The sequence below is a fragment of the Sandarakinorhabdus sp. genome, from assembly GCF_987265915.1.
In genome coordinates this window covers 419,721-444,074 of the sequence record NZ_OZ503948.1, presented here as the reverse complement: position 1 = coordinate 444,074, position 24,354 = coordinate 419,721, and the positions used below count along the sequence as shown (strand labels likewise).

Sequence of the window (24,354 nt, the reverse complement as noted above, 5' to 3'; positions counted from 1 at the left end):
CCGTCAATTGCATTTGACGGTTCGGTCAGCGAACACTTGTGGCCATGCCGCACAGATGATAGGACTTGCGAGTCTGTGAGACGGCACGCCAGCAGGCCGCCACGGGTGTTGGTTTTCAACAGCATTCGGCCCGTTGGTGGGATCAATCTGCCCCATCACATGTGGTCGCACCTTGGGGGTAAGGGATCATGGCCGCAATTGCCGTTTCACGTCTGGCACTCATCACCGCTCTGGCCTGGCCGGCCATGGCCGCCGCGCAGCAAGCCGCCGCACCGGCAGCGCCGGCCGCCGCTGCGGCTCCGGAAGACACGGCCAACGAAACCATCGTGGTTACCGGATCGCGCATCACCGCATCGGGCTACACCGCGCCGACGCCGGTCACCGTGGTCAGCGAGGAATTGATCCTGCGCGACGCGAAGCCGACCATCGGCGATGCCATCCGCGAACTGCCGGCGGTCGGATCGTCGGCGTCACCGAACAACACGTCGGGCGCCGGCAATATCGTGGCCGGCATCACCGGGCTTGATACCGTCAACCTGCGCAACCTGGGCGTCACCCGCACGCTGGTGCTGTTCAATGGCCAGCGCGTCGTACAGTCCAACGTCACCGGCCAGGTCGATATCGGCACCATGCCCACCGCGCTGGTGCAGCGCATCGACGTGGTGACCGCGGGCGCTTCGGCCGCCTGGGGGTCTGACGCCGTATCGGGCGTGGTCAACCTGGTGCTTAACACGAAATTCGATGGCCTGAAGGCCAGCATCGAGGCCGGCGACAGCTATGCCTTCGATCGCTTCAACTATCGCGCCCAAGCCGCGTTCGGCACCGGGTTCGATGATGATCGCGGCCGGGTGATCGTGGCCGGCAACTTCTTCAACGCCCCCAGCAACATCTTCGCCAACGAACGCGGCTGGAACAAATATCGCCAGCTGGTCAACAACCCGGCCTTCACCACCACCAACAGCGAACCGCGCCTTATCCATGCCGACAATGTCAACCTGGCCGGCGCCACCACCGGCGGGCTCATCGTGGCCGGCTGCCGCGCGACGCTCACCGCAGCCGGCGCCTGCCCGGCGGGACAATCGACCACGACCAGCGTGCTGCAGAACCAGCAGTTCGGCGCCAACAGCACATTGTCGCCCTTTGGCGGCACGAATTTCTCCGGTCAGGTCGCGTCCAACGCCGAAACCCTGCAAGGCGCGCTCAACAACCTCGCCATCCAGTACCGCACCGGATCGGTGTTCGGGCTGGTCAGCTATGATGTGGCCGATTGGCTGAAACTGTCGGTGCAGGCCAATTATGGCGCCACCTTCAGCCGCAACAATTCGGTGCCGTTCATCCGTATCGGCGCGCAGGCGCCGTTCATCCGCATCGACAACCCGTTCGTGCCGGCGGCGGTGCGTGCCCAGATGACCGCGGCGGGGCTGACTGCCATCCAGGTCGGCACCACCAACCAGAACAACATCACCGCCGACACGCTCAGCTATGACAATTTCGCCGCTAATGCGCTCGGCATCCCGGTGGCGACCACCGATCGTTCGCTGATGCGCGGGGTGTTCACCGCCGAAGGCGATATCGGCGGCGGCTGGAGCTACAACGCCTATTACCAGCGCGGCGACGTGACGGTATTCCAGAAGACCGAATCGAACGCCATCATCGCCAATTTCAACCGCGCCATCGATGCCGTGCAGTTGCCGAATGGCGGCGCGATCGTCTGCCGGGTCAACGCCGATGCCATCACCACCAATGATGATCCGGCCTGCGCGCCTTTGAACATCCTGGGCACCGGCGTCGCCAGCCAGGCGGCCATCCGCTATGTCAACGTCGCGCCGGGCCAGAATTTCCAGCGCCAGAAACTGCGCCAGACGGTCACCGCCTTCACCATGCAGGGCACCCTGCCGGGCCTGTCGGCTGGCGAGATCGCCGTGGCGTTCGGCGGTGAATATCGCACCGAAGGCGGCACCATCACCAACGATCCCGGCGCCCAGGCCCGCATCTATTCGGTGGCCAACTTCCCCAGCTTTGCCGGCGGTTACAATGTGAAGGAAGGTTTTGTCGAAGTCGATGTGCCGCTGTTGAAGGACAATGGCGTCCAGTCGCTGAACGTGTCGGGCGCGCTGCGCTACACCGATTATTCGACCAGCGGCAGCGTCGTCACCTGGAAGGCGGGTGTGCTTTCGGATATTGTTGATGGGCTGCGCGTGCGCGCCACCCTGTCCCGCGATATCCGCGCCCCCAACCTGAACGAGCTGTTCTCCACCGGCCTGTCCACCCTGTCGTCGGCGGTCGATCCGCGCAACAACGTCAACGTGTCGATCTTCACCTTCGCCAGCGGCAATGCGGCGCTGCGCCCGGAAAAGGCCCGCACCTTCTCCGCCGGGATGGTGCTGCAACCCTCGTTCATCGACCGCTTCAGCCTGTCGATCGATTATTATCGCATCGCCCTGTCGGATGCGATCGTGGCGGTGGGCGCCAATGACGTGCTGACCCGCTGCAACGCCGGTGAAACCGCCTTCTGCAGCCAGCTGGTGTTCGCCGGTGCGGCAGGTGGCAATGGCCAGCCGTTGCTCAGCCAGATCAACACCTTCCCCAACAACATCGCCAAGCTGACCACCTCGGGCATCGATTATCAGCTCGACTGGACGGTGCCGGCGCTGGGCGGCAACCTCAATTTCCGCGTGCTCGGCAGCTACATTCTCAAGCTGGAACAGCAGCAGCTGGGCAACACCTTCAGGCTGGCCGGCGCCATCGGGCCGGACAATCTGGGCGGCAGCGGCTTCCCGCGCGCCCGCTTCACCGCATCGACCACCTGGAACAAGGATGCGCTGAGCCTGACGGCACAGACCCGCTTCATCGGCGCCGCCAAGCTGAACAGCGCCTGGGGGCCGAAGGATGTGGACGACAACAAGGTGCCGGCCATCGCCTATGTCGATCTGCGCGGCAGCTGGAAGTTCACCGACAACATCCAGTTCTTCGCCACGATCGACAATCTGCTGAACAAGGCGCCGCCCAACGTCGCTGCGGGCCCCACCCAGGGGCAGACGAGCTATTATTTCACGCCGATCAACGGCATCATCTATGATGCGATCGGCCGGGCCTATCGCGCCGGTGTGCGTGTGAATTTCTGATGAAACGAACGCTGGGCAGGCCGGCGGCGGCACAAGCATCTTGCCGCATGGCTTGCCCGGCGCAATGATGGCAATCAACCGGCCGATATCCGCACAGACGGCGGCCGTTCTTGGGGAGGAACGATCATGGAATTGAACCGTCGCGAAACCATGGCTGGCGCTGCTGCTGCCACCGCACTCGCTCTGGCCGCTGCACCGGCCGCCGCTCAGATGGGGGGCGCGCGCCGTCTCGGCTCCAAGGAAAAGGTCGCTTACTGGGTGGCCACGGTCACGCCGTGCGATGCCAAGGGCATGTTCGATGCCGGCGCCATGAAGGCGGTGATGGAATGGCACCAGAAATGCGGCGCCGATGGCGTCGTGGTGCTCGGCACCTCCGGCGAATTCCCCAGCTTCTCGGTGGCCGAGCGCAAGCTGATCACCGAGACGGCGATGAAGCACAAGGGCAACATGAACATCATGGTCGGCCCCGGCACGTCCAACATCGTCGAGACCATCGATCTGGCCAAGCATGCGCAGAGTGTCGGCGCCGATGGCCTGCTGGTCATACCGCCCTTCTATTTCAACCAGCCGCCGATCGAAGGTCTGACCGATTATTACACCCGCCTGTTCGAAGCGGTGTCGATCCCGATCAATCTCTATCACATCCCCGGCACCTCGGAGGTGAACATCACCCTCGATCTGTTGAAGAATCTGATGAAATATCCGCATCTGGCCGGTATCAAGGATTCATCGGGCAGCGCCGAGGGCTTTGCGCAGTTCCTGGCCGGCTTCCCGGAACTCAACATGCGTTGCGGCACGTCGAACAACCTGATCCCGGCGGTTTCGGCCGGCATGGGCGCCATCCTGGCCGACGGCAACCAGTTCAGCGACAAGTGCGCCAACATCTTCAAGGCCTATCGCGCCAAGGGTGACTGGAAGGCCGAACTGGAGAAGCTGCGCGCCGCGCAGACGGTGATCCGCGATCACAACATGGGCGCCAACACCTATGCGTCCATGAAATATGTGCTGTCGCTGCGCATGGGCGGCCCGATGATGTACGCGCGCACCCCCTATCCGCAGCTGACCGACGCGCAGAAGGCCAGCCTGAAGATCGGCGTGGAAAAGGCGGCGGCGCTGGCCTGAGCCGCGCCCGCCCCTTGCCCGTTCTCAACCGAAAGACCTGACCGATGAAGATCACCCGTATCCTGCCGCTGTCCATCGCCGCCGCACTGCTGCTGAACGCCGCGCCCGGCGCGCTGGCGCAAACCCCGGCCAAGGAAGGCACCATCGCCGCCCGCACCCAGGCCGGTGTTGCCAATTGGACCACCTACAACGCCGATCTGAAGGGCAGCCGCTATTCGCCGCTCGACCAGATCAACGCCAGCAATTTCAAGGACCTGGAAATCGCTTGGCGCTTCAAGACCGACATTCTGGGCTCGCGACCGGAATATAAGCTGGAATCGACCCCGCTGGCGGTGGACGGCGTGATCTATACCACCGGCGGCACCCGCCGCGCCGTGGTGGCGCTGAACGGCGCCACCGGTGAACTGCTCTGGCAGTATGCGCTGCATGAAGGCAAGCGTTCGGCCGAATCCCCGCGTGCCCTGTCAGGGCGCGGCCTGTCCTATTGGACCGACGGCACCAAGCGCCGCATCCTTTATGTCACCATCGGTTATCGCCTGGTCAGCCTGGATGCCGATACCGGCCGCCCCGATCCGGAATTTGGCACCAATGGTGTCGTCGATCTGAAGACCGATTTCGATCAGGATCTCGGCGATCTCGATACCGGTGAAGTCGGCGTGCACTCGGCGCCGGCGGTTTCGGGCAACACCATCATCATCGGCGCCGCCTTCCGCGAAGGCTTCACGCCAAAGACCAGCAACAACACCAAGGGCTATGCGCGTGCGTTCGACGTGCGCACCGGCAAGCGGATCTGGACGTTCCATACCGTGCCGAAGAAAGGCGAATTCGGCTATGAGACCTGGTTGAACAATTCGGCCGAGATCAACGGCAACACCGGCGTGTGGACGCAGGTGTCGGTAGATGAGGATCTGGGCCTCGCCTATCTCGCCGTCGAATCGCCCACGTCGGATTTCTTCGGCGGCAAGCGCCCGGGCCCCAATCTGTTCGGCAACAGCCTGGTGGCGGTCGATCTGAAAACCGGGGAGCGCCGCTGGCATTTCCAGCTGATCCATCACGAAATCTGGGATCTGGACAACAGCTCGGCACCGCTGCTGATGGATGTGACCGTCGATGGCAAGCCGCGCAAGGTGGTGGGCCTGCCGTCGAAACAGGGCTTCTTCTATGTCTTCGATCGTGCCACCGGCCAGCCGGTGTGGCCGATCAAGGAAACCAAGGTTGCCAAGGGCAATGTGCCCGGCGAATGGTATAGCCCGACCCAGCCGATCCCGTCGAAGCCGCCGGTCTATGCCCGCAACGGCGTCGAGGACAAGGATCTGATCGATTTCACGCCAGATCTGAAGGCGAAGGCCGTGGCGTTGACCGGCAAATATGTGCTGGGCCCGGTCTATACCCCGCCGATCGTTTCCACGCCGGAGAAGTTCGGCGTGATCAACAACTGGGCGCAGGGCGGCACCAACTGGCCCGGCGGCAGCTTCGATCCGGAATCCGGCATCGCCTATGTCTATGCTTGCGGCGCCTGCATCTCCTCCACCGGCCTGTTGCCGCCGCCCGCCGGCCTGTCGGACATTCCGCTGGTCGTCGGCGTCGCCGGGCAGCCGGTGGTGATGATCAAGGGCCCTGGCGAAGGTGCCGGTGCCGACAGCCCGGCCCCGGCGCCGGCTGCGGGTGGTGGTGGTGGTGCTGGCGGCCCGCCGCGCCTCGCCGTCGATGGCCTGCCGCTGGTCAAGCCGCCCTATGGCACGATCAGCGCGATCGATGTAAACAGCGGCACGATCAAGTGGCAGGTCGCCCACGGCGAAACCCCGGATTTCGTGCGCAACCATCCGGCCATCAAGGCACTGGGCGGCATCCCGCGCACCGGCCAATCCACCTATCAGATCGGCACTCTGGTGACGAAATCGGTGGTGATTGCCGGCGAAAACCAGTTTACCACCACGCCGGACCGGCCGCGCGGCGCCATGCTGCGCGCCTATGACAAGCAGACCGGCGCGGAAGTCGGCGCGGTCTATATGCCGTCCACCCAATCGGGTTCGCCGATGACCTATATGATCGGCGGAAAGCAGTATATCATCGTGCCGACCAGCGGCGGCAATGCATCGGGCGAATTCATCGCCTATGCGCTGCCCAACAAGCGATAACAGCGAAGCGACCAGAGGACATTGTTCATGCGTAGCCTGCCCATCATCCTGCCCGTCGTTGCCGCGGTGGCGCTGGCGGGTGCCGCCCTGGCCCAGGAGGCAGGGAAATCGGTGTGGCAGGGCGTGTTCACAGCGGAACAGGCGACCCGCGGCGCTGCGGTTTACGCGCAGCGTTGCGGCGCCTGCCACGGCGCGGCCATGAATGGCACCGGCGAAGCGCCGCCGTTGATCGGCGGCGAATTCGTCAGCCATTGGGACACGATGACCGTGGGCGATTTGTTCGATCGCGTGCGCACCACCATGCCGCAGAATGATCCGCAATCGCTGACGCGCGAAGAATATGCCGATGTGCTGGCCTTCCTGCTGAAAAACAACGGCTTCCCGGCCGGCGGCCAGCCCCTCGATCGCCGTTCGGAAGTACTGGCCACCATCGGCATCACTGCAGAGAAACCGGCCAACAGCGGCAGCTGAACTGCCGCGGGCCAAAAGGGGGATCGATGAAGAGCCTGTTCGTTGCCGCCACGTTGCTGGCCGGCACTGCTGCCATCGCACAACAAGCGGTGCCCGCCGCGACCAGCCCACCAGGGCCGCCGCGCCCGGTATGGACGGTGGACACGCTGCCCAAACCGGCGCCGCTGACAGCCGAGACCAACAAGCAGCCCAATACCTACCGAACGGACCTGAATTTCTTCAAGCTGCCGCCCGGCCGCGTCATGGGATCGACCAGCGCCGTGGGTGTGGACAGCAAGGGCCATATCTGGATCGCCGAACGCTGCGGTGCCAACAGCTGCGCCACCAGCAATATCGATCCGATCATGGAATTCGACGCGCAGGGCGTGTTTCTCAAGGCGTTCGGCGGCGGCCTCACCGTGTTTCCGCATGGGTTCACCATCGATGCCAAGGACAATATCTGGCTGACCGACGCCCGCGCCGTGCCTGGCAAGGGCGCCACAGTGATGAAATTCTCGCCTGACGGCAAGTTGCTGCTGACGCTCGGCAAACCCGGTGTCCAGGGCAAGGGCACCGATGAATTCACCGAACCCAACGCAGTGCTGGTCGCGAAGAACGGTGACATCTTCGTCAGCGATGGCCACGAGGCCGACCGCGGCGTCGCCCGCATCCTGAAATACAACGCCAGCGGCAAATTCCTGATGCAATGGGGCCAACCCGGCAAGGCCCAGGGCGATCTGGAAGTGCCCCATGCGCTCGCCATGGACTCAAAGGGCCTGCTCTATGTCGGCGATCGCTGGAACAACCGCGTGCAAGTTTACACCCAGGCCGGCAAATTGCTGAACAGCTGGACACAGTTCGGCCGCCCGTCGGGCCTGTTCATCGACAAGAACGACATGCTCTACAGCGCCGACAGCGAAAGCCGGCGGCCGGTCGGCTATGGTTACAACCCCGGCTGGCAGCGCGGCATCCGCATCGGCAGCGTGAAGGACGGCAAGGTGATCGCCTTCATCCCCGATCCCGAACCCGAACCCGACAAGGGCGCCACCAGCAACGCCGAAGGCATCACCGTCGATCGCAACGGCGTGATCTATGGCGCGCAGGTGAAGGAACGGCTGGTCGCCAGGCACGTGCCGATCAAATAAGCCGGCTCATTGCGGCGGTGTCCCCGCCGATCCCGCGCCGCCATCGACATAGCGTGTTGCCCACACGCCGCTGGCGACGCCCAGGATGATCGCTTCTTCATCGGCGCCATCGAAATGCACCGCGCCGGCTGGCACCACGACAAAGCTGCCGGCCGGGAAACGCTGCGCCTTCGCCTTGTCCATCGTCGCCCCCCAGCCAAGTTTGAGCGCGCCCTTCAACACGAAGATGCGCGCGGTGGTGCTGTGGCTGTGCGGTTTGTCCCACACGCCGCCAGGCAAGGCGAAGGCATAGGAAAATTGCAGCCCCGCCACCTCGCGCTGGCCTTCCAGCAGCGCAAAGCGCGTGCCGTCGGGCGCGGTGGCCCCCCAAGGGATGGTGGCGGGCGTGATGGCGACGAAGGTGGCGGCGGCGGCGGCGATGAGAATGTGCTGGATCATGACGCAGCCATGCCATCACCGGCCGCGCCTGTCTGGCGGCAATCGGCCCATGATTTTTGTGTTCGTGATTTTTCCCCGCCAACCTTCTATGTCCGGTCACGATGATCATCACCCGCTTCGCCCCATCGCCCACCGGCCGCCTTCATGCCGGCAACATCCGCACCGCGCTGGTCAACTGGCTGCTTGCGCGAGCCGAACATGATGGCCGCTTCGTGCTGCGCCTCGACGACACCGATGTCGCGCGCTCCACCGAGGAATCCGCCGCCTCAATCCGCGCCGATCTCGCCTGGCTCGGCCTCGTGCCCGACATCGAAGTCAAGCAGTCCGACCGTTTCGCGCTTTATGATGCCGCACTGGAACGGCTGGCCAGCGCCGGCCGCGCCTATCGCTGTTATGAAACGCCCGAAGAGCTGGAACTGAAGCGCCGCGTTGCGCTGTCGCGCGGCCTGCCGCCGATCTATGACCGCGCCGCGCTGGCGCTCAGCGATGCCGACCATGACGATCTGGCGGCGCAGGGCCGCCAGCCCCATTGGCGCTTCAAGCTGGATGAAAGCCCGATCAACTGGGATGATGGCGTGCGCGGGGCCTGCCATTTCGATGCCGCCAGCCTGTCCGATCCCGTCGTGCGCCGCGCCGATGGCACATGGCTGTACATGCTGCCATCAGTGGTCGACGATATCGATCTGGGCATCACCGACATCGCCCGCGGTGAGGATCATGTCACCAACTCGGCCGTGCAGTTGCAGATGTTTGCCGCGCTGGGTGGAACCGAAGGCTCTGGGCCGCCGCGGCTGGCGCATATGGCGCTGTTCACCGGCAAGGATGCCGCGCTGTCCAAGCGACTCGGGTCCGAAGGCGTGGACCAATGGCGCGAACAGGGCATCGAGGCCGTCGCCATCGCGGCGTTGCTGTCGCGCCTCGGCACCTCGCAACCGATCGAGCCGGTGGCGCAATTGGCCGATCTGCTCCCCGGCTTCGCGCTCAGCCACTTCGGCCGCGCCCCGGCGCGCTTTGATCCGGCCGATCTGGCTGCGCTGTCGCCGCGCTGCCTGCAATTGATGGACTTTGCGCTGGTCGCACCGCGCCTGCCCGCCGGCATGACCGAAGCCGGCTGGCTGGCGGTGCGCGGCAACCTCTTGCGGCTCGAGGAAGCCGCCTTGTGGCAACAGGTGATCACCGGGCCGATCACCCCGGTGATCGAGGAGGCGGATTATATCGCTGCGGCGCACGCGACGCTGACCGGACTGGCGTGGAGCGATGACATCTGGGCGCGCCTGATCGACGTGCTGAAGGCCAGCACCGGCCGCAAGGGCAAGGCCCTGTTCCTGCCGCTGCGCCTTGCTTTCACCGGCCAGCCGCACGGCCCGGAAATGGCGGCGCTGCTGCCGCTGATTGGCCGCGACGCGGCGCTGGCGCGATTGGCGGGCTGAACGCCGCACCTCTGGCAAAGCCGGCGCTGCGCCATTATGGTCATCCCATGGCTTTTCTCGATCCGCCCGATGCGCAAGCGCGCCGCACCCGATACTGGATCGGCGGAGGCGCCGTGCTGGCCACTGCAGCGATCATGACCTTGTTCCTGATCGAATCGCGCTGGGGATATTCCAAGCCCGACCCGATCATTATCTATGCGCAAAGCTGGAAGGGAGATCGCACGCGCGAGCAGGCCATTGCCGACACCAAGGCCACCAAGGCGGCGCGCGAAGCCAAGTTGGCCGAAGCCCGCAGCTTCATCGCCACGTTGCAGGGCCAGGCGAAGATCGATGCGCAGGCGCAATATGATGCCTATGTCAAAGGTGGCGGTGCCGCCAAGGACATCCCCTACGTGGCGGCGCAGCCAGCGACCCAGGCCATCGTGCGGGTGCCGCAAGCGTCCGAACCACCCATCGAGTGAGCGCAGCGCAAGACGACTGGCGCTGGATGGGCGCGGCGTTGGCGCTGGCCAGCCGCGGCGTCGGATTGAGCACGCCCAACCCGTCGGTCGGTTGCGCGATCGTGCGTGATGGGCGCGTGATCGGCCGCGGCCACACCCAGAAGGGCGGCCGGCCGCACGCCGAGGCCGTCGCGCTTGACCAGGCCGGGGCGGCAGCGCGCGGCAGCACGGCCTATGTCACGCTGGAACCCTGCGCGCATCAAAGCCCGCGCGGGGAGGCCTGTGCCGATTTGCTTGTCGCCGCCGGCATCGCGCGCATCGTGGTCGCCGCGCCCGATCCTGATCCGCGCACCAATGGCCAAGGCATCGAACGCCTGCGCGCCGCCGGCATCTCGGTAACCAGCGGCGTGCGCACCGCCGAGGCGCAGGCCGGGCTGGCGGGCTTTCTCACCCGGCTGGCGCTGGGCCGCCCGCACATCACATTGAAGCTTGCCGTCAGCCTGGATGGCGCCATCGCCCGGCACGATGGCCGCAGCCGCTGGATCACCGGCCCGCGCGCCCGGGCCGCCGCGCATCTTTTGCGCGCGCGCAGCGATCTGATCGTGGTCGGGCGCGGCACCTGGGACGCAGATGCGCCCACGCTCGATGTGCGCCTGCCCGGCCTGCAAGCGCGCGCCCCCCGCATTGGCGTGGTGGGTCGCGGTGATGGACTGCCGGCGCATGTGACCCATTTTGCCGATCTCGCGGCGCTGGCCGGCGATCCGGCGCTGCATCTGCTGGTGGAAGGCGGCATGGGGCTGGCGGCCAGCCTGTTCGCTGCCGATCTGGTCGATACGCTTATGTTGCACCGCGCGCCGATCATCATCGGCAATGGCCGCACGCTGGGCGACATCGGTCTTGGCGATCTGGCCGATGCGCACGGCCGCTGGGCCGCAGCCCCGGTGATCCAGCTTGGGCCAGACCACATTGAACGCTTCACCCGCATCCGTTAGGGCTTTCGCATGTTTACCGGCATCATCACCGACATCGGCACCATCACGGCGGTGGAGGAACGCGGCGACCTGCGGGTCACTGTCAGCACCGGATACGATACCAGCGGCATCGCCATCGGCGCGTCCGTGGCCAACAGCGGCGTCTGCCTGACCGTGGTGAGCAAGACCGCGAACAGCATCAGCTTCGACGTCTCCGCCGAAACCCAACGCTGCACCGCCAAGGGCATGTGGCAGGAAGGCAGCAGGCTCAATCTGGAACGCGCGCTGAAGGTGGGCGACGAGCTGGGCGGCCATATCGTCACCGGGCACGTGGACGCCGTCGGCCGCATCACCGACATCGTGGCCGAAGGCGATTCCAAACGCTTCACCTTCCAGATGCCGGCCAGCGTCGCGCCGTACATTGCGCCCAAGGGCAGCATCTGCCTGAACGGCGTCTCGCTCACCGTGAACGAGGTCGTCGATGATGATCTCGGCCACTGGTTCACTATCAACCTCATCCCGCACACCGCCGACTGGACGACCTTCGGCACCGCTGCGGTGCATGACGAGGTGAATATCGAGATCGACGTGCTCGCGCGCTACCTGTTCCGGATGAACCAGCTGCGGGCTTGACACTGCAATGTGATAGGCGCACACCCTCCATCACATTCCGATGTGAGGCGTGATGATGAGCGAGTCCCTGATTGCCCGGCTGCGGGACCTGGTGGCAACCGGCGAGGAATCCAAGGCCGGCATGGCGCGCGCCGCCGGCCTGCACGCCAACAGCCTGCGCGCGCTGGACGAGGCCGACTGGAACCCGACCACCGATACGCTGCGCAAGCTCGAGTCCTGGCTGGCCGAACGGGAAGCCGGCCCAGTGCTGGCCCCCATATCCGACATCATCAACGAAGCCCGCAACGGCCGCATGTATATATTGGTCGATGATGAAGACCGCGAGAATGAAGGCGATCTGATCATCCCCGGCCAGATGGCGACGCCGGATGCGATCAATTTCATGGCCAAGTTCGGCCGCGGCCTGATCTGCCTGGCCCTGGCATCGGAACGGGTGAAGGCGCTGGGCCTGCCGCTGATGGCGCAGCACAATGGCACCCGCCACAGCACCGCCTTCACCGTTTCCATCGAGGCGAAGGAAGGCGTGACCACTGGCATTTCCGCCGCCGATCGCGCCCGCACCATCGCCGTGGCCATCGATGCCGGCAAGGGCGCCGATCACATCGTGACGCCGGGCCATGTGTTTCCGCTGGTGGCGCGCGATGGCGGCGTGCTGGTGCGCGCCGGCCATACCGAGGCCAGCGTGGACATTTCGCGCCTGGCCGGGCTGAACCCCAGCGGCGTGATCTGCGAGATCATGAACGACGATGGCAGCATGGCGCGCCTGCCCGATCTGATCCCGTTCGCCCGCCGCCATGGCCTGAAGATCGGCACCATCCGCGATCTGATCGCCTACCGCCATGCCCATGACCGGCTGGTGAAATGCGTCGCCGAAACCAGGCTGGAAAGCTGGCATGGCGGCGACTGGATTGCGAAAACCTATGCCAACACCGCCGAATATTCCGAGCATATGGTGCTGCAGAAAGGCCGCGTCGAACCCGGCAAGCCCACGCTGGTGCGCGTGCACACCCAATCGATGTTCACCGACATGTTTGCCGAAAAAGGCGAGCGTGCTGGGCAATTGAATCGCGCCATGGATGAAATCGGCCGCGAAGGTGCCGGAATCGTCGTCATCATCCGCGACGGCAGCCCCACCGCCATTTCCGAACAGATGCGCGCCAAGGACCAGGGCGAATCGATCACCCTGCGCGATTACGGCATCGGCGCGCAGATATTGGTGGATCTGGGCGTCACCGACATGATCCTGCTCACCAACCAGCACCGCAACATCGTCGGCATCGAAGGCTATGGCCTGCAGGTGGTCGGCGAACGCGCCATTCCGCCCCGCGCCTGACGTCAGCCATGGCCGGGCTGCCGAAATATGCGCTGATCGAACGGGAACGGCGCTGGCTGGTGGAGCGCCTGCCGCCGCTGTCCGCCGCGCACAGTTGCATATCGGATCGCTACATCATCGGCACGCGCCTGCGCCTGCGCCAGATCATGGACAGCGAGACCGAAGCAGCCACTTACAAGCTCACCCGCAAATATGCGGTGGATGATCCCACGGTCCGCCCGATCGTGACCGCCTATCTGGATGCCGCTGAACATGCCGTGGTCGCGGCGCTGCCGGCCCACTGCATCCAGAAGCGCCGCCACAAGGCGGATGGCTTCAGCATCGACCTGTTCGACGGCGCGCTCGCCGGCCTGGTGCTGGCGGAACGCGAAGCGCCCGATGCCGAAACCCTCGCCGCCCTGCCACTGCCCGCCTGGCTGGGCGCGGACGTGACGAACAATCCCTGCTATCAGGGCGGCAACCTCGCTGCCCACGGCCTGCCGGAGACTTGAACCATGCATATCCTGATCGTCGAAGCCCGATTCTATGACCATATCGCCGACATGATGCTGGATGGCATCACAGCCGCGCTCGCTGCGGCCGGCGCCACGCACGAGGTGATCACCGTGCCCGGTGCACTGGAAATCCCGGCCGCCATCGCCTTTGCCGACGCATCCGGCAAATATGACGGCTATGTCGCCAGCGGCTGCGTGATCCGCGGCGAGACCTATCATTTCGAGATTGTCGCCGGCGAATCGGCGCGCGCCATCATGGCGCTGACGCTGGATGGCCTGGCCATCGGCAACGGCATCCTGACGGTCGAAAACGAAGCCCAGGCGCTGGCGCGCGCCGACAAGGCCCGCAAGGACAAGGGCGGTGAAGCCGCCAAGGCCGCGCTCGCCATGGTGGCGCTGCAGCAGCGGTTTGCCTGATTGCTTCCCTCTCCCTTTAGGGGAGAGGGGGTTTTACGCCGCCAACGCCAGCGCCGTCGCTTCGGCAATGGCGCGCTTGGCATCCAGCTCGCCGGCTTCCTGCGCGCCGCCCACCAGCTGCGCGGAGATGCCGCGTGCCACCAGCGCATCATACAGGCTGCGTTCCGGTTCCTGGCCGGCGCAGATGATCACCGTATCGACGGCAAACAGCCGCGGCTCACCGCCGACCAGCGTGTGCAGGCCCTCGTCGTCGATCCTGAGATAATCCACGCCGCCCAGCAGCTTGACGCCACGCCGTTGCAGGCTGAGGCGGTGGGTCCAGCCGGTGGTGCGGCCCAGCGTCTTGCCCGGTGCGCCATCGCGGCGTTGCAAGATCACCACCTCGCGGTCGGCACGTTCGATCTGCAATTCCACCCCGGTCACCCCCCCGCGCGGATGGCCGGCGAAATCCACCCCCCATTCGCGGCAGAAGGTGGGGATATCCATCGCCGCCGACAGCCCGGCATGGGTGATCAGCGTGGCGACATCGAATCCGATGCCGCCGGCGCCCATGATCGCCACGCGCCGGCCAACGGCGCGCCGGCCCTGGATGACATCGATATAGCTGACGGCCTTGGGATGATCGATGCCGGGCAGATCGGGCACGCGCGGGCGGATTCCGGTGGCGACGATCACTTCGTCATGCCCGGCCGACGCCAGCGCATCGGCATCGACGCGGGTGTTCAGGCGCAGCTTGATGCCGTGCTTGTCGATCATCCGTCGGAAATAGCGCAAGGTTTCGGAAAATTCCTCCTTGCCCGGCACAAGCTTGGCCAGGTTGAATTGCCCGCCAATCTCGGCCGCGGCATCATAAAGGGTAACACGATGGCCGCGCTGCGCCGCTTCGGTGGCAAAGGCGAGGCCGGCCGGGCCGGCGCCCACCACAGCCAGATTGCGCGGGGCGGCCGCTGGTTGCGCCACGATCAGCGTTTCATGGCAGGCGCGCGGGTTGACCAGGCAACTGGTCAACCGGCCGGTGAACGTGTGATCCAAGCAGGCCTGATTGCAGGCGATGCAGGTGTTGATCTCGTCCTCGCGGCCTTCAAACGCCTTGTTGACCAGATCGGCATCGGCCAGCATCGGCCGCGCCATGGACACGAGATCGGCATGGCCAGCGGCCAGCACCTGCTCCACCACATCGGGCATGTTGATGCGGTTTGATGTGATCATCGGCACGGACACATGTTTGCGGATGCGCCCGGTGACTTCCGCAAAGGCAGCGCGCGGCACCATGGTGGCGATGGTCGGCACCTGGGCTTCGTGCCAGGTGAAATGCGTGCTGATGATGGTGGCGCCGGCGGCTTCGACGGCTTGCGCCAACTGGATCACCTCCTCGCCCGACATGCCGCCGTCCAGCATGTCCATCGCCGGAATGCGGAAGATCAGGATGAAGTCATCGCCCACCGCCGCCCGCGCCTGGCGGATCACCTCAACCGGGAAGCGCATGCGATTTTCGAAACTGCCGCCCCATTCGTCGTCGCGCGTGTTGGTCTTCTCGACCAGGAAGGTGGAGAGCAGATAGCCGGCGGAGCCGATGATCTCCACCCCGTCATAGCCGGCCGCCTTGGCCAGCGCGGTGCAGTTGGCAAAATCGGCCAATTGCTTCTCGATGCCGGCCGCATCCAGCTCGTTCGGCACAAAGCGGCCAATGCGGCTGCGCACCGCCGATGGCGCCACACAGGCCGGGGTGCCGGCCAGCGGCCCGGCATGCAGGATCTGCAGCACGATCTTCACATCGGCATCGGCGCTGTGCACGGCGTCAGTCACGATGCGGTGCTGCTGCGCCTCTTCGGGCGTGGACAATTTGGCGCCGCCACCACCTTCGTGGTTGGGGGCAATCCCGCCGGTGATGATCATCCCCACCCCGCCGCGCGCCCGCGCCGAAAAATAGGCCGCCATGCGTTCAAAGCCGCCTTCGATATCCTCCAGCCCGGTGTGCATCGATCCCATCAGGATGCGATTCTTCAGCCGGGTGAAGCCCAGATCGAGCGGCGAGAAACTGAGCGGATAGCGCGGGTGCGTGGTCATGCGCAGATGATATCAGTGCGGCGCGCGCCGTCACCTGCCAGATGCACGCGGGCGAACTTTGGTATCTGCCCGCGACACACTGAAGCGCGGTGCGTACGCCGCAGTGCAACATGAAGCGCCGCAGCGCATAGGCCGCCCTTGCCTGATCCTCCTCAGGCCAGCGCGGGCGGTGGCCTGGCGAACCCGACCTTGCCTTCCACCGCCCGCGCTGCCCCCAACGGGGCCTCTTGGCTGGCCCGCACGATGCGCCTATGCGCAGCACAATGGCGCCGCTTTCCCACATCGACACCTGGATCTTCGATCTCGACAACACGCTGTATCCGGCGGGTTCGGCGCTGTTTCCGCAGATCGATGCCCGCATGGGCGCCTATATCCAGCGGCTGCTGAATGTTGATCCGGCCGAAGCCCACCGCATTCAGAAAAGCCTGTTCCACAGCCACGGCATGACCCTGCCCGGCCTGATGGCGCTGCACGATGTCGATCCGCACCAGTTCCTGGGCGAGGTGCATGATGTCGATATCGACGTTCTCGATCCGCATCCCGAACTGGGCGCGCTGATCGCCCAGCTGCCGGGGCGCAAGTTCATCTTCACCAACGCCGATGCGCCTTATGCGGAGCGTGTGCTGGCGCGGCTCGGCCTGTCCGACACCTTCGATGCGCTCCACGATATCCACGCGCTGGATTATGTGCCCAAACCGCAGCCGCCGGCCTATGCCAACCTTTGCGCCGCGCACGGCATTGATCCCACCACATCGCTGTTCGTGGAGGATATGGCGCGCAACCTGGCGCCGGCCAAGGCGATCGGCATGACCACCGTGTGGATCAACAACGGGTCCGAACAAGGTCCAACCGAAGGCCGCGACCATATCGATTACACCATCGCCGACCTGGCCGCTTTTCTGGCCAGTGTCCTGGCGCAACTGGAGGGGACAGCATGACCATGACCGACGCAATCGAGGCCGGCTGGGAAAACCGCGCCGACGTGACCTCGAAAACCGGCGGCGAATTGCGCCTCGCCGTCGATCGCGCGCTCGCCCTGCTGGACAGTGGCGAACTGCGGGTGGCGGAGCCGGACGGGAACGGCGGCTGGATCACCCACCAATGGCTGAAAAAGGCCGTGCTGCTCAGCTTCCGCCTGAACGACAACCAGGTGATGCCCGGCCTGGGCGATGCCAGTTTCTATGACAAGGTGCCGCTGAAATTCGACACCTGGGGCGACAACCGCTTCCGGGAAGCCGGCTTCCGCGCCGTGCCCGGTGCCATCGTGCGGCGCGGCGCCTATATCGCGCCGGGCACCGTGCTGATGCCCAGCTTCGTCAACATCGGCGCGCGCGTCGGCAAGGGCACCATGGTCGACACCTGGGCCACCGTCGGTTCGTGCGCGCAGATCGGCGAGAATGTCCACATCTCCGGCGGCGCCGGCATCGGTGGCGTGCTGGAACCCTTGCAGGCGAACCCCGTCATCATCGGCGACGGCGCCTTCATCGGCGCCCGCGCCGAAGTCGCCGAAGGCGTCATCGTCGGCGAAGGCGCCGTGCTGTCGATGGGCGTCTATCTGGGTGCCTCCACCAAGATCGTCGACCGCGCCACCGGCGAAATCCACATCGGCAAGGTCCCGCCCTACGCGGTCGTCGTCTCCGGCACCCTGCCCGGCAAACCGCTGCCCGACGGCGCGCCGGGGCCGAACCTCTATTGCGCGGTGATCGTGAAGACAGTGGACGCGCAGACGCGGTCGAAGACGGGGATCAACGAGTTGTTGCGGGATTGAGATTCAGGAAGGAGGGCCTCCGGCGGGCAGGGGCGTGGCCCTGCCCGCCGGAGGCCGCCTTCTCCTTGCAGCCGGGGACCGCCTTAGCTACATAGTTAGCCAAGGAGGCGACGATGGCCCAGTTCTCGGTGCATGATGCAAAAACCAATCTGTCCCGCCTGATCGCCGACGCGCTCGCCGGCGGCGAGGTGGTGATTGCCCGCGGCAATGTGCCGGCGGTGCGTCTGGTGCCCATCAACCCGCGCGGTCGCCGGCAGTTTGGCGCGTTGAAGGGCAAGATTGCCGTCGATGCGCGCTTCGACGAACCCCTGCCCGCCGATGAACTGGATGGCTGGGCGCTCGGTTGAAGCTGCTGCTCGACACCCACGCGCTGATCTGGTGGCTGCTTGGCGATGAGGCGCTCAGCCGTCGCGCACGCGAAGCCATCGCCGACGAAGCCAATGATGTCGCCGTCAGCGCCGCGTCCGCCATGGAGGTTGCCACCAAGTTCCGGATCGGGAAACTGCCGGAAGCCGCCCTGCTCGCGCAGGATTTCGAGGCCATCATCGCCGATCAGGGTTTCATCGAACTGCCGATCAGCGTCCACCATGCCCGCCTCGCCGGTGAAATGAACATTCCCCACAAGGACCCGTTCGATCGCCTGTTGATCGCCCAGACGCTGGCGGAGGACATGATGCTGGTGTCCAATGAAACGCGCTTCGACGGCTTTGCGGTGAAGCGCATTTGGTGAGGCGCCCGGCGCGCACCCATCCATACCATGTCAGAAATGCTGCGCTTTCTTGAGTGTCACACCGCTGTCACCCCACCGGCCTAGAGGCGTCGAAACCGCTGGGGGTGTGCTGATATGGAAGTTGCGCTTGCCAAAGCCCGTCACATGGCTGTGCGCGAAGCCGTGCATCGCCATGAGGAGTTCAGCAAGCAGGGTGTGCTGGAGCGCGCCTTCACCTTTGCCTTCCGCGGCCTCGTTTATGCGCAGATCTGGGAAGATCCGGTCGTCGATCTGGAGGCGCTGCAATTGGGGCCGGGGATGCACCTCGTCACCATCGCCAGCGGCGGCTGCAACGTGCTCTCTTATCTCACCGCCGATCCGGCGCGGATCACGGCAGTCGATCTCAACACCGCGCATGTCGCGCTCGGCAAGCTGAAGCTGGCCGCCGCGCAGCATCTGCCCGACCAGGCCACATTCCACCGCTTTTTCGCCGAGGCCGACAGCCCGGCCAATATCGCCGCCTACAAGGCCCATGTCGCGCCGCATCTCGATGCCGTCAGCCGCGATTATTGGGAAGGCCGCGATCCGCTGGGTCGCAAGCGCATCAACGGCTTTGCCCGGAATTTCTACCGGCGCGGCCTGTTGGGCAGCTTCATCATCACCGGGCAGTGGCTGGCGCGCGCCTATGGGATCGACACGCGGCGGATGCTGGCCGCCAAGACGCTGGAAGAGCAGCGCGAAATCTTCGAAACCGAGTTCGCGCCGTTGTTCGACAAGAAATTCGTGCGCTGGCTGACCAGCAATCCGGCCTCTTTGTTCGGGCTGGGCATCCCGCCGGCGCAGTATCAGGCGCTGCTCGGCGAAGCGCCCGACATGGCCAGCGTGCTGCGCGCCCGGCTGGAAAAATTGTCGTGCGATTTCGCCGTGTCCGACAATTATTTCGCCTGGCAGGCCTTCGGCCGCGGTTATGGCAAGCACCGCGATGCGCCGCTGCCGCCCTATCTACAGGCCGCGCATTACGCCGCCGTCGCCGCGCGCACGGATCGCGTCGATTATCGCCACATCAACTATGTCGATTTCTTGGCGACCCAGCCGGCGGCCAGCTGCGACCGCTATGTGCTGCTCGACGCGCAGGACTGGATGACCGACGCGCAATTGACCGAGCTGTGGAGCGAGATCACCCGCACCGCCCGCCTAGGTGCCCGCGTGCTGTTCCGCACCGCCGCCGAACCTAGCCTGCTGCCCGGCCGCCTGCCCGACGCGCTGCTGGCGCGCTGGCACTATGCGGCGGAGGAGTCGCTGCGCTTCACCCGCGCCGATCGCTCGTCCATCTATGGCGGGGTCCATCTCTACACGCTCGCCGCCGCATGAGCGCCGCCGATGCCGTCACCCACGGCGCGGCGATGGACCGCATCTATCGCAATCAGCGGCATTTTTACGATCTCACCCGCAAATATTATCTGCTCGGCCGCGATGATCTGATCGCCAGGCTTGATGCCGGGCCGGAAGCCCGCGTGCTCGAAGTCGGCTGCGGCACCGGGCGCAACCTGATCGCCGCCGCCCGCCGCTTCCCGGACGCGCACTTCACCGGCATCGATATCTCATTGGAAATGCTGGCCACCGCCCGCGCCAACGTCCGCCGCGCGCGCCTGGCGGACCGCATCACCTTGCTGCAAGGCGACGCCACCGCCTTCGATGGCGCGGCCCTGTCCGGCGGCACCGGTTTCGACCGCGTCTTCCTGTCCTACACGCTCTCCATGATCCCAGACTGGCGCGCCGCGCTGGCGCAGGCTGCCGCTGCGCTGGCCCCCGGCGGCCGCCTCGATCTCGTCGATTTCGGCCAACAGGAACGCCTGCCCGCCGCCTTCCGCAAAGCCCTGTTCGCCTGGCTGGCCAAGTTCGACGTCACCCCCCGCGCCGACCTCGGCGATGTCGTGGCTGATTTGGCCGCCGCCCACGGCCTGACCAGCCACTGGCACTCCACCCGCGCCGGCTATGCGTGGTCGGCCGGGCTGCGCCGGCCACGCTGAGGCGCCTCGCCTTACCCCCCTTTCCCCTTTGCCCCTTGCCATCGCGCACGCCGCCCGCTTTGATGCGCGGGAAAAGGGGATCATCATGCGTCACATCATCGCCGGCCTGCTGGCCGCCAGCGCCATGTTTTCGAACGCCGTTCCAGCCGCAGCCCAAGCGCCAATCGCGCGCCCTGGGGAGCCCGCCTTTCGCGCGCTCTACAAGGAGCTGGTGGAGACCAACACCACGGTCTCCGCCGGCAGCTGCACGGCATTGGCGCAGAAGATCGCGGTGCGGTTGAAGGCGGCTGGGTACGCCGATGCCGATATCAAATTGTTCAACGGCCCCACCGATCGCCCGCAGGATGGCGGCCTGGTCGCCACGCTGCCGGGCAAGGACCCGAAGGCAAAGGCGATCCTGCTGCTCTCCCACCTCGACGTGGTGGAGGCCAAGCGCGCCGATTGGGAGCGCGACCCGTTTGCCTTCATCGAGGAGGGCGGCTTTTTCTATGGCCGCGGCGTTTCGGATGACAAGGCGCATGCCACCATCTTCACCGATGCGATGATCCGCCTGAAAATGGCCGGTAAACCGCAAAAACGCACGCTGAAACTGGCGCTGACCTGCGGCGAGGAAGGCGGGCCGTTCAATGGCGCGCAATGGCTGGTGGAAAATCACCGCGACTGGATCGAGGCGGAATTCGCCCTGAACGAAGGCGGCGGCGGCAAGGCCGACGAGACCGGCAAGCCGATGAGCCTGGCCTTCCAGGCCGGCGAGAAAGTCTATCAGGATTTCGTGCTGGAAACCCGCAACCCCGGCGGCCACAGCAGCCGGCCGCGCCCGGACAATGCGATTTATGAACTCGCCGCGGGGCTGGTGCGCCTGTCGAAAAATGATTTCCCGGTCATCCTGTCGGACACCACCCGCGCCTATTTCAACGCCATGGCCGGGTTGACCACGGCGGAAAATGCCGCCGCCATCCGCGCCCTGCTGGCCAATCCGGGCGATGCCGCCGCCGATGCCATCGTCTCGCGCGATCCGGGCTGGCACTCCACGCTGCGCACCAGCTGCGTCGCGACCATGCTGGATGCCGGCCATGCTCGCAACGCGCTGCCGCAACGCGCGCAGGCCAATGTGAACTGCCGCATGTTCCCCGGCGAAAGCGTCGAGAAGGTGCGCGGGCAAATCGCCGAACGGCTGGGCGATCCCACCATCACCGTCACACCGCGCGCCTCTGAAAATCCGCCGCAGGCCGCGCCGCCGCCGCCGCTCAGCGCCCAGGTCTATGGCCCCGCCGTCGCGCTGGCGACCAAGCATTTCCCCGGCATCGCCATCATCCCGACCATGAGCACCGGCGCCACCGATGGCCGCTATCTGAACGCCGCCGGCATCGCCACCTATGGCATGCCCGGCCGCTTTGGCATGCCCGATGGCAATGGCGTCCACGGCCTCAACGAACGGATTTCGGTGAAGGGCGTGCTTGATGAGCGCGATTATCTGTTCGACCTGATCGTCACCTACGCCAGCAAGTAAGGATAGTCCCCGTGCGCAAGACCCTGTTTGCTGCGGCGCTGTTGGCGGCCCTGCCCGCCGCTAATCCCGCTGTCGCCCAACCCGTCACCCCGCAGCCGGGCGAAGCCGCCTTCCGCGCGCTCTACAAGGAGATGGTGGAAACCGACACCAGCCTGACCACCGGCAGCTGCACCGCCGCCGCCGACAAACTCGCCGTGCGCTTCCGCGCGGCCGGTTTCAGCGATGCCGAGATCACCCAGTTTTCGGTGCCGGAATTTCCCAAGGAAGGCGGTATTGTCGTCCATCTGAACGGCACCGACAAAAAGGCGCAGCCGATGCTGCTGCTCGGCCATCTGGATGTGGTGGCGGCAAAGCCGGAGGATTGGACACGCAGCCCCTTCAAACTGATTGAGGAAAGTGGCTATTTCTATGGCCGCGGCACGCTGGACGACAAGGCGCAGGCCGCCGTGTGGGCCGATCTGCTGATCCGCCTGAAGGCCGCCGGCAAGCCGCAGAAACGCACGATCAAACTGGCGCTGACCTGCGGCGAGGAAACCACCTATGCCTTCAACGGCGCCGATTGGCTGGCAAAGAACCGTCCCGATCTGATCAGCGCGGCCTTTGCCCTGAACGAAGGCGGCGGCGGCCGTTATGGCGCCGATGGCAAGCCGCAGCGCCTGGACGTGCAGGTCGGCGAAAAGACCGTGCAGAATTTCTGGATCGAGGCGACCAATCCGGGCGGCCACAGCAGCGTGCCGCGGCCGGACAACGCCATCACCGATCTGGCCCGTGCCATCGTGGCGGTGAACACCCATGAATTTCCGGTGCAATATACCGATACCACCCGCGCCTACTTTACGGCGCTCGCCCGCGCGCTGCCCGATCCGGTCGGCCCGGCGATCACCCGCCTGCTGGCCAACCCCAATGATGCCGAAGCCAACGCCATCGTTTCGCAGGACCCGACCAACCACAGCGTGCTGCGCACCACCTGCGTCGCCACCCTGATCGAGGCCGGCCATGCCGAAAACGCCCTGGCGCAGCGCGCGCGCGCCAATGTGAACTGCCGCATGTTCCCCGGCACCGATCCCAATGCGCTGAAAGCCGATCTGGCCGCCATCATCGGCAATCCCAAGGTGAGTATCAGCCTGAAACTGCCGATCCGCCCGGTCGCCAAGCCCACGCCGATGAACCCGGCCATCATCGGCCCGATGCAAAGCCTGGCCGCGAAACATTTCCCCGGCGTGCCGCTGCTGGCGATGATGTCCACCGGCGCCACCGATGCCATTTTCATCACGCCCGTAGGCGTGCCGGTCTATGGCGCGCCTGGCATGTTCATCGATCCCGATGGCAACGGCGTTCACGGCCTCAACGAACGTATCCGCGTAACCAGCGTGATGAAGGGCCGCGATTATCTTTCCGATCTGGTGATCGCCCTGGCCAATCCCTGATGTGGGGCTGGCATCCGGGGCGCTGAGGCCCTACATGCTGGCCATGGATTTCGCTCATCTTCTCACGCCCGAAGCCTTGGCGGCGTTCGGCCAGGTCGTGCTGATCGATCTGGTGCTCGCCGGCGACAATGCCATCGTGGTCGGTGCGCTCGCGGCCGGCCTGCCCGCGGCGCAGCGCAAGAAGGTGATCCTGATCGGCATCATCGCCGCGCTGGTGCTGCGCATCGTGTTTGCGCTGCTCGTCACGCAATTGTTGCAGATCGTCGGCCTGATCCTCGCTGGTGGCTTGCTGCTGTTGTGGGTGGCCTGGCGCATGTGGCGCGAGCTGAACCCGCGCACCGCGATGATCGACATGCCGGGCAACAAGGATGATTTTACCGCCGCCAACGCACCGGCCCCGGCCAAGAGCTTCGCCGCCGCCGCTTGGTCGGTGGCCATCGCCGACGTCTCGATGAGCCTGGACAATGTGCTCGCCGTGGCCGGCGCCGCGCGCGAACACCCCGATATCCTGATCGCCGGCCTGATCTTGTCGGTGGCGCTGATGGGCGTCGCCGCCAATTTCATCGCGCAATATATCGAGCGCTATCGCTGGATCGCCTATGTCGGGCTGGCGGTGATCGTTTATGTCGCCGGCAAGATGATCTGGGAAGGCTTCAACGAGGTCGCGCCGGTCGTCCTGCCGCTGGTCGCGAGCTGACGCTGCGATC

At 65.5% G+C, this 24,354-nt stretch carries 23 protein-coding genes; 21 read left to right on the top strand and 2 right to left on the bottom strand.

From position 1 onward, the window contains the following. Window positions 1–188: 188 nt before the first annotated feature. The 5 genes from AC6UUM_RS02165 (at window position 189) to AC6UUM_RS02145 (ending at window position 7,980) form a co-directional block, all read left to right on the top strand. The gene (locus tag AC6UUM_RS02165) at window positions 189–3,125 is read left to right on the top strand and encodes a TonB-dependent receptor domain-containing protein (protein WP_500803711.1); all 2,937 of its coding nucleotides are present in this window, start codon (window positions 189–191) and stop codon (window positions 3,123–3,125) included. Between the two features lie 126 nt (window positions 3,126–3,251). After that, the gene (locus tag AC6UUM_RS02160) at window positions 3,252–4,247 is read left to right on the top strand and encodes a dihydrodipicolinate synthase family protein (RefSeq protein WP_500803710.1); all 996 of its coding nucleotides are present in this window, start codon (window positions 3,252–3,254) and stop codon (window positions 4,245–4,247) included. 44 nt (window positions 4,248–4,291) lie between these two features. Next, window positions 4,292–6,385: an outer membrane protein assembly factor BamB family protein gene (locus AC6UUM_RS02155; protein WP_500803709.1), complete on the top strand. Its 2,094-nt coding sequence runs from the start codon at window positions 4,292–4,294 to the stop codon at window positions 6,383–6,385. 27 nt (window positions 6,386–6,412) lie between these two features. Further along, window positions 6,413–6,856 carry a c-type cytochrome gene (locus AC6UUM_RS02150; protein ID WP_500803708.1) on the top strand — a complete coding sequence of 148 codons (444 nt, stop codon included), beginning with the start codon at window positions 6,413–6,415 and terminating at the stop codon, window positions 6,854–6,856. A gap of 26 nt (window positions 6,857–6,882) precedes the next feature. After that, window positions 6,883–7,980 carry a peptidyl-alpha-hydroxyglycine alpha-amidating lyase family protein gene (locus tag AC6UUM_RS02145; protein ID WP_500803707.1) on the top strand — a complete coding sequence of 366 codons (1,098 nt, stop codon included), beginning with the start codon at window positions 6,883–6,885 and terminating at the stop codon, window positions 7,978–7,980. Window positions 7,981–7,986: 6 nt separating this feature from the next. On the opposite strand, the gene AC6UUM_RS02140 is transcribed toward AC6UUM_RS02145, so the two are convergent. Further along, complete coding sequence (locus AC6UUM_RS02140) at window positions 7,987–8,418, bottom strand: cupin domain-containing protein (protein ID WP_500803706.1); 432 nt, start codon at window positions 8,416–8,418, stop codon at window positions 7,987–7,989. Between the two features lie 101 nt (window positions 8,419–8,519). Here AC6UUM_RS02140 and AC6UUM_RS02135 point away from each other — a divergent pair, with 101 nt between their 5' ends. The 7 genes from AC6UUM_RS02135 to ribH are packed head-to-tail and all read left to right on the top strand — an operon-like array spanning window position 8,520 to window position 14,136. Then, window positions 8,520–9,848: a glutamate--tRNA ligase gene (locus AC6UUM_RS02135; protein WP_500803705.1), complete on the top strand. Its 1,329-nt coding sequence runs from the start codon at window positions 8,520–8,522 to the stop codon at window positions 9,846–9,848. 47 nt (window positions 9,849–9,895) lie between these two features. Beyond that, window positions 9,896–10,309 carry a hypothetical protein gene (locus tag AC6UUM_RS02130; RefSeq protein WP_500803704.1) on the top strand — a complete coding sequence of 138 codons (414 nt, stop codon included), beginning with the start codon at window positions 9,896–9,898 and terminating at the stop codon, window positions 10,307–10,309. Next, the gene (gene ribD, locus AC6UUM_RS02125) at window positions 10,306–11,280 is read left to right on the top strand and encodes a bifunctional diaminohydroxyphosphoribosylaminopyrimidine deaminase/5-amino-6-(5-phosphoribosylamino)uracil reductase RibD (protein WP_500803703.1); all 975 of its coding nucleotides are present in this window, start codon (window positions 10,306–10,308) and stop codon (window positions 11,278–11,280) included. The genes AC6UUM_RS02130 and ribD overlap by 4 nt, the downstream gene beginning before the upstream one ends. A 9-nt stretch (window positions 11,281–11,289) precedes the next feature. Beyond that, complete coding sequence (locus tag AC6UUM_RS02120) at window positions 11,290–11,892, top strand: riboflavin synthase (protein WP_500803702.1); 603 nt, start codon at window positions 11,290–11,292, stop codon at window positions 11,890–11,892. Between the two features lie 55 nt (window positions 11,893–11,947). Then, on the top strand, window positions 11,948–13,225 hold the full coding sequence (gene ribB, locus AC6UUM_RS02115; protein ID WP_500804885.1) for a 3,4-dihydroxy-2-butanone-4-phosphate synthase: 1,278 nt from the start codon (window positions 11,948–11,950) through the stop codon (window positions 13,223–13,225). 8 nt (window positions 13,226–13,233) lie between these two features. Then, window positions 13,234–13,716, top strand: a complete 483-nt coding sequence (locus AC6UUM_RS02110) for a CYTH domain-containing protein (RefSeq protein ID WP_500803701.1) — start codon at window positions 13,234–13,236, stop codon at window positions 13,714–13,716. 3 nt (window positions 13,717–13,719) lie between these two features. After that, window positions 13,720–14,136 carry a 6,7-dimethyl-8-ribityllumazine synthase gene (gene ribH, locus AC6UUM_RS02105; protein ID WP_500803700.1) on the top strand — a complete coding sequence of 139 codons (417 nt, stop codon included), beginning with the start codon at window positions 13,720–13,722 and terminating at the stop codon, window positions 14,134–14,136. A 33-nt stretch (window positions 14,137–14,169) separates the two neighbouring features. Here the strand turns inward: ribH and AC6UUM_RS02100 are convergent, their stop codons facing one another. After that, window positions 14,170–16,203, bottom strand: a complete 2,034-nt coding sequence (locus AC6UUM_RS02100) for an oxidoreductase (protein ID WP_500803699.1) — start codon at window positions 16,201–16,203, stop codon at window positions 14,170–14,172. A gap of 263 nt (window positions 16,204–16,466) precedes the next feature. Here AC6UUM_RS02100 and AC6UUM_RS02095 point away from each other — a divergent pair, with 263 nt between their 5' ends. The 9 genes from AC6UUM_RS02095 (at window position 16,467) to AC6UUM_RS02055 (ending at window position 24,344) form a co-directional block, all read left to right on the top strand. Then, window positions 16,467–17,141: a pyrimidine 5'-nucleotidase gene (locus tag AC6UUM_RS02095; RefSeq protein ID WP_500803698.1), complete on the top strand. Its 675-nt coding sequence runs from the start codon at window positions 16,467–16,469 to the stop codon at window positions 17,139–17,141. Between the two features lie 2 nt (window positions 17,142–17,143). Next, window positions 17,144–17,971 (top strand): 2,3,4,5-tetrahydropyridine-2,6-dicarboxylate N-succinyltransferase, encoded by an 828-nt coding sequence (gene dapD, locus AC6UUM_RS02090; RefSeq protein ID WP_500804884.1) that lies wholly within the window; start codon window positions 17,144–17,146, stop codon window positions 17,969–17,971. A gap of 113 nt (window positions 17,972–18,084) precedes the next feature. Further along, window positions 18,085–18,318: a type II toxin-antitoxin system Phd/YefM family antitoxin gene (locus AC6UUM_RS02085; protein WP_500803697.1), complete on the top strand. Its 234-nt coding sequence runs from the start codon at window positions 18,085–18,087 to the stop codon at window positions 18,316–18,318. Further along, window positions 18,315–18,701: a type II toxin-antitoxin system VapC family toxin gene (locus tag AC6UUM_RS02080; protein WP_500803696.1), complete on the top strand. Its 387-nt coding sequence runs from the start codon at window positions 18,315–18,317 to the stop codon at window positions 18,699–18,701. Before AC6UUM_RS02085 ends, AC6UUM_RS02080 begins: the two co-directional genes overlap by 4 nt. 144 nt (window positions 18,702–18,845) lie before the next feature. Then, a complete protein-coding gene (locus tag AC6UUM_RS02075; RefSeq protein WP_500803695.1) occupies window positions 18,846–20,051 on the top strand; it encodes a BtaA family protein in 1,206 nt (401 codons plus the stop codon). Beyond that, window positions 20,048–20,710 carry a class I SAM-dependent methyltransferase gene (locus AC6UUM_RS02070; RefSeq protein WP_500803694.1) on the top strand — a complete coding sequence of 221 codons (663 nt, stop codon included), beginning with the start codon at window positions 20,048–20,050 and terminating at the stop codon, window positions 20,708–20,710. Before AC6UUM_RS02075 ends, AC6UUM_RS02070 begins: the two co-directional genes overlap by 4 nt. 85 nt (window positions 20,711–20,795) lie before the next feature. Further along, window positions 20,796–22,220 (top strand): M20/M25/M40 family metallo-hydrolase, encoded by a 1,425-nt coding sequence (locus AC6UUM_RS02065; RefSeq protein ID WP_500803693.1) that lies wholly within the window; start codon window positions 20,796–20,798, stop codon window positions 22,218–22,220. An 11-nt stretch (window positions 22,221–22,231) separates the two neighbouring features. Next, complete coding sequence (locus AC6UUM_RS02060; protein WP_500803692.1) at window positions 22,232–23,647, top strand: M20/M25/M40 family metallo-hydrolase; 1,416 nt, start codon at window positions 22,232–22,234, stop codon at window positions 23,645–23,647. Window positions 23,648–23,690: 43 nt separating this feature from the next. Further along, entirely contained in the window at window positions 23,691–24,344 is a 654-nt protein-coding gene (locus AC6UUM_RS02055; RefSeq protein WP_500803691.1) for a YjbE family putative metal transport protein, read from the top strand. Window positions 24,345–24,354 lie beyond the last annotated feature (10 nt).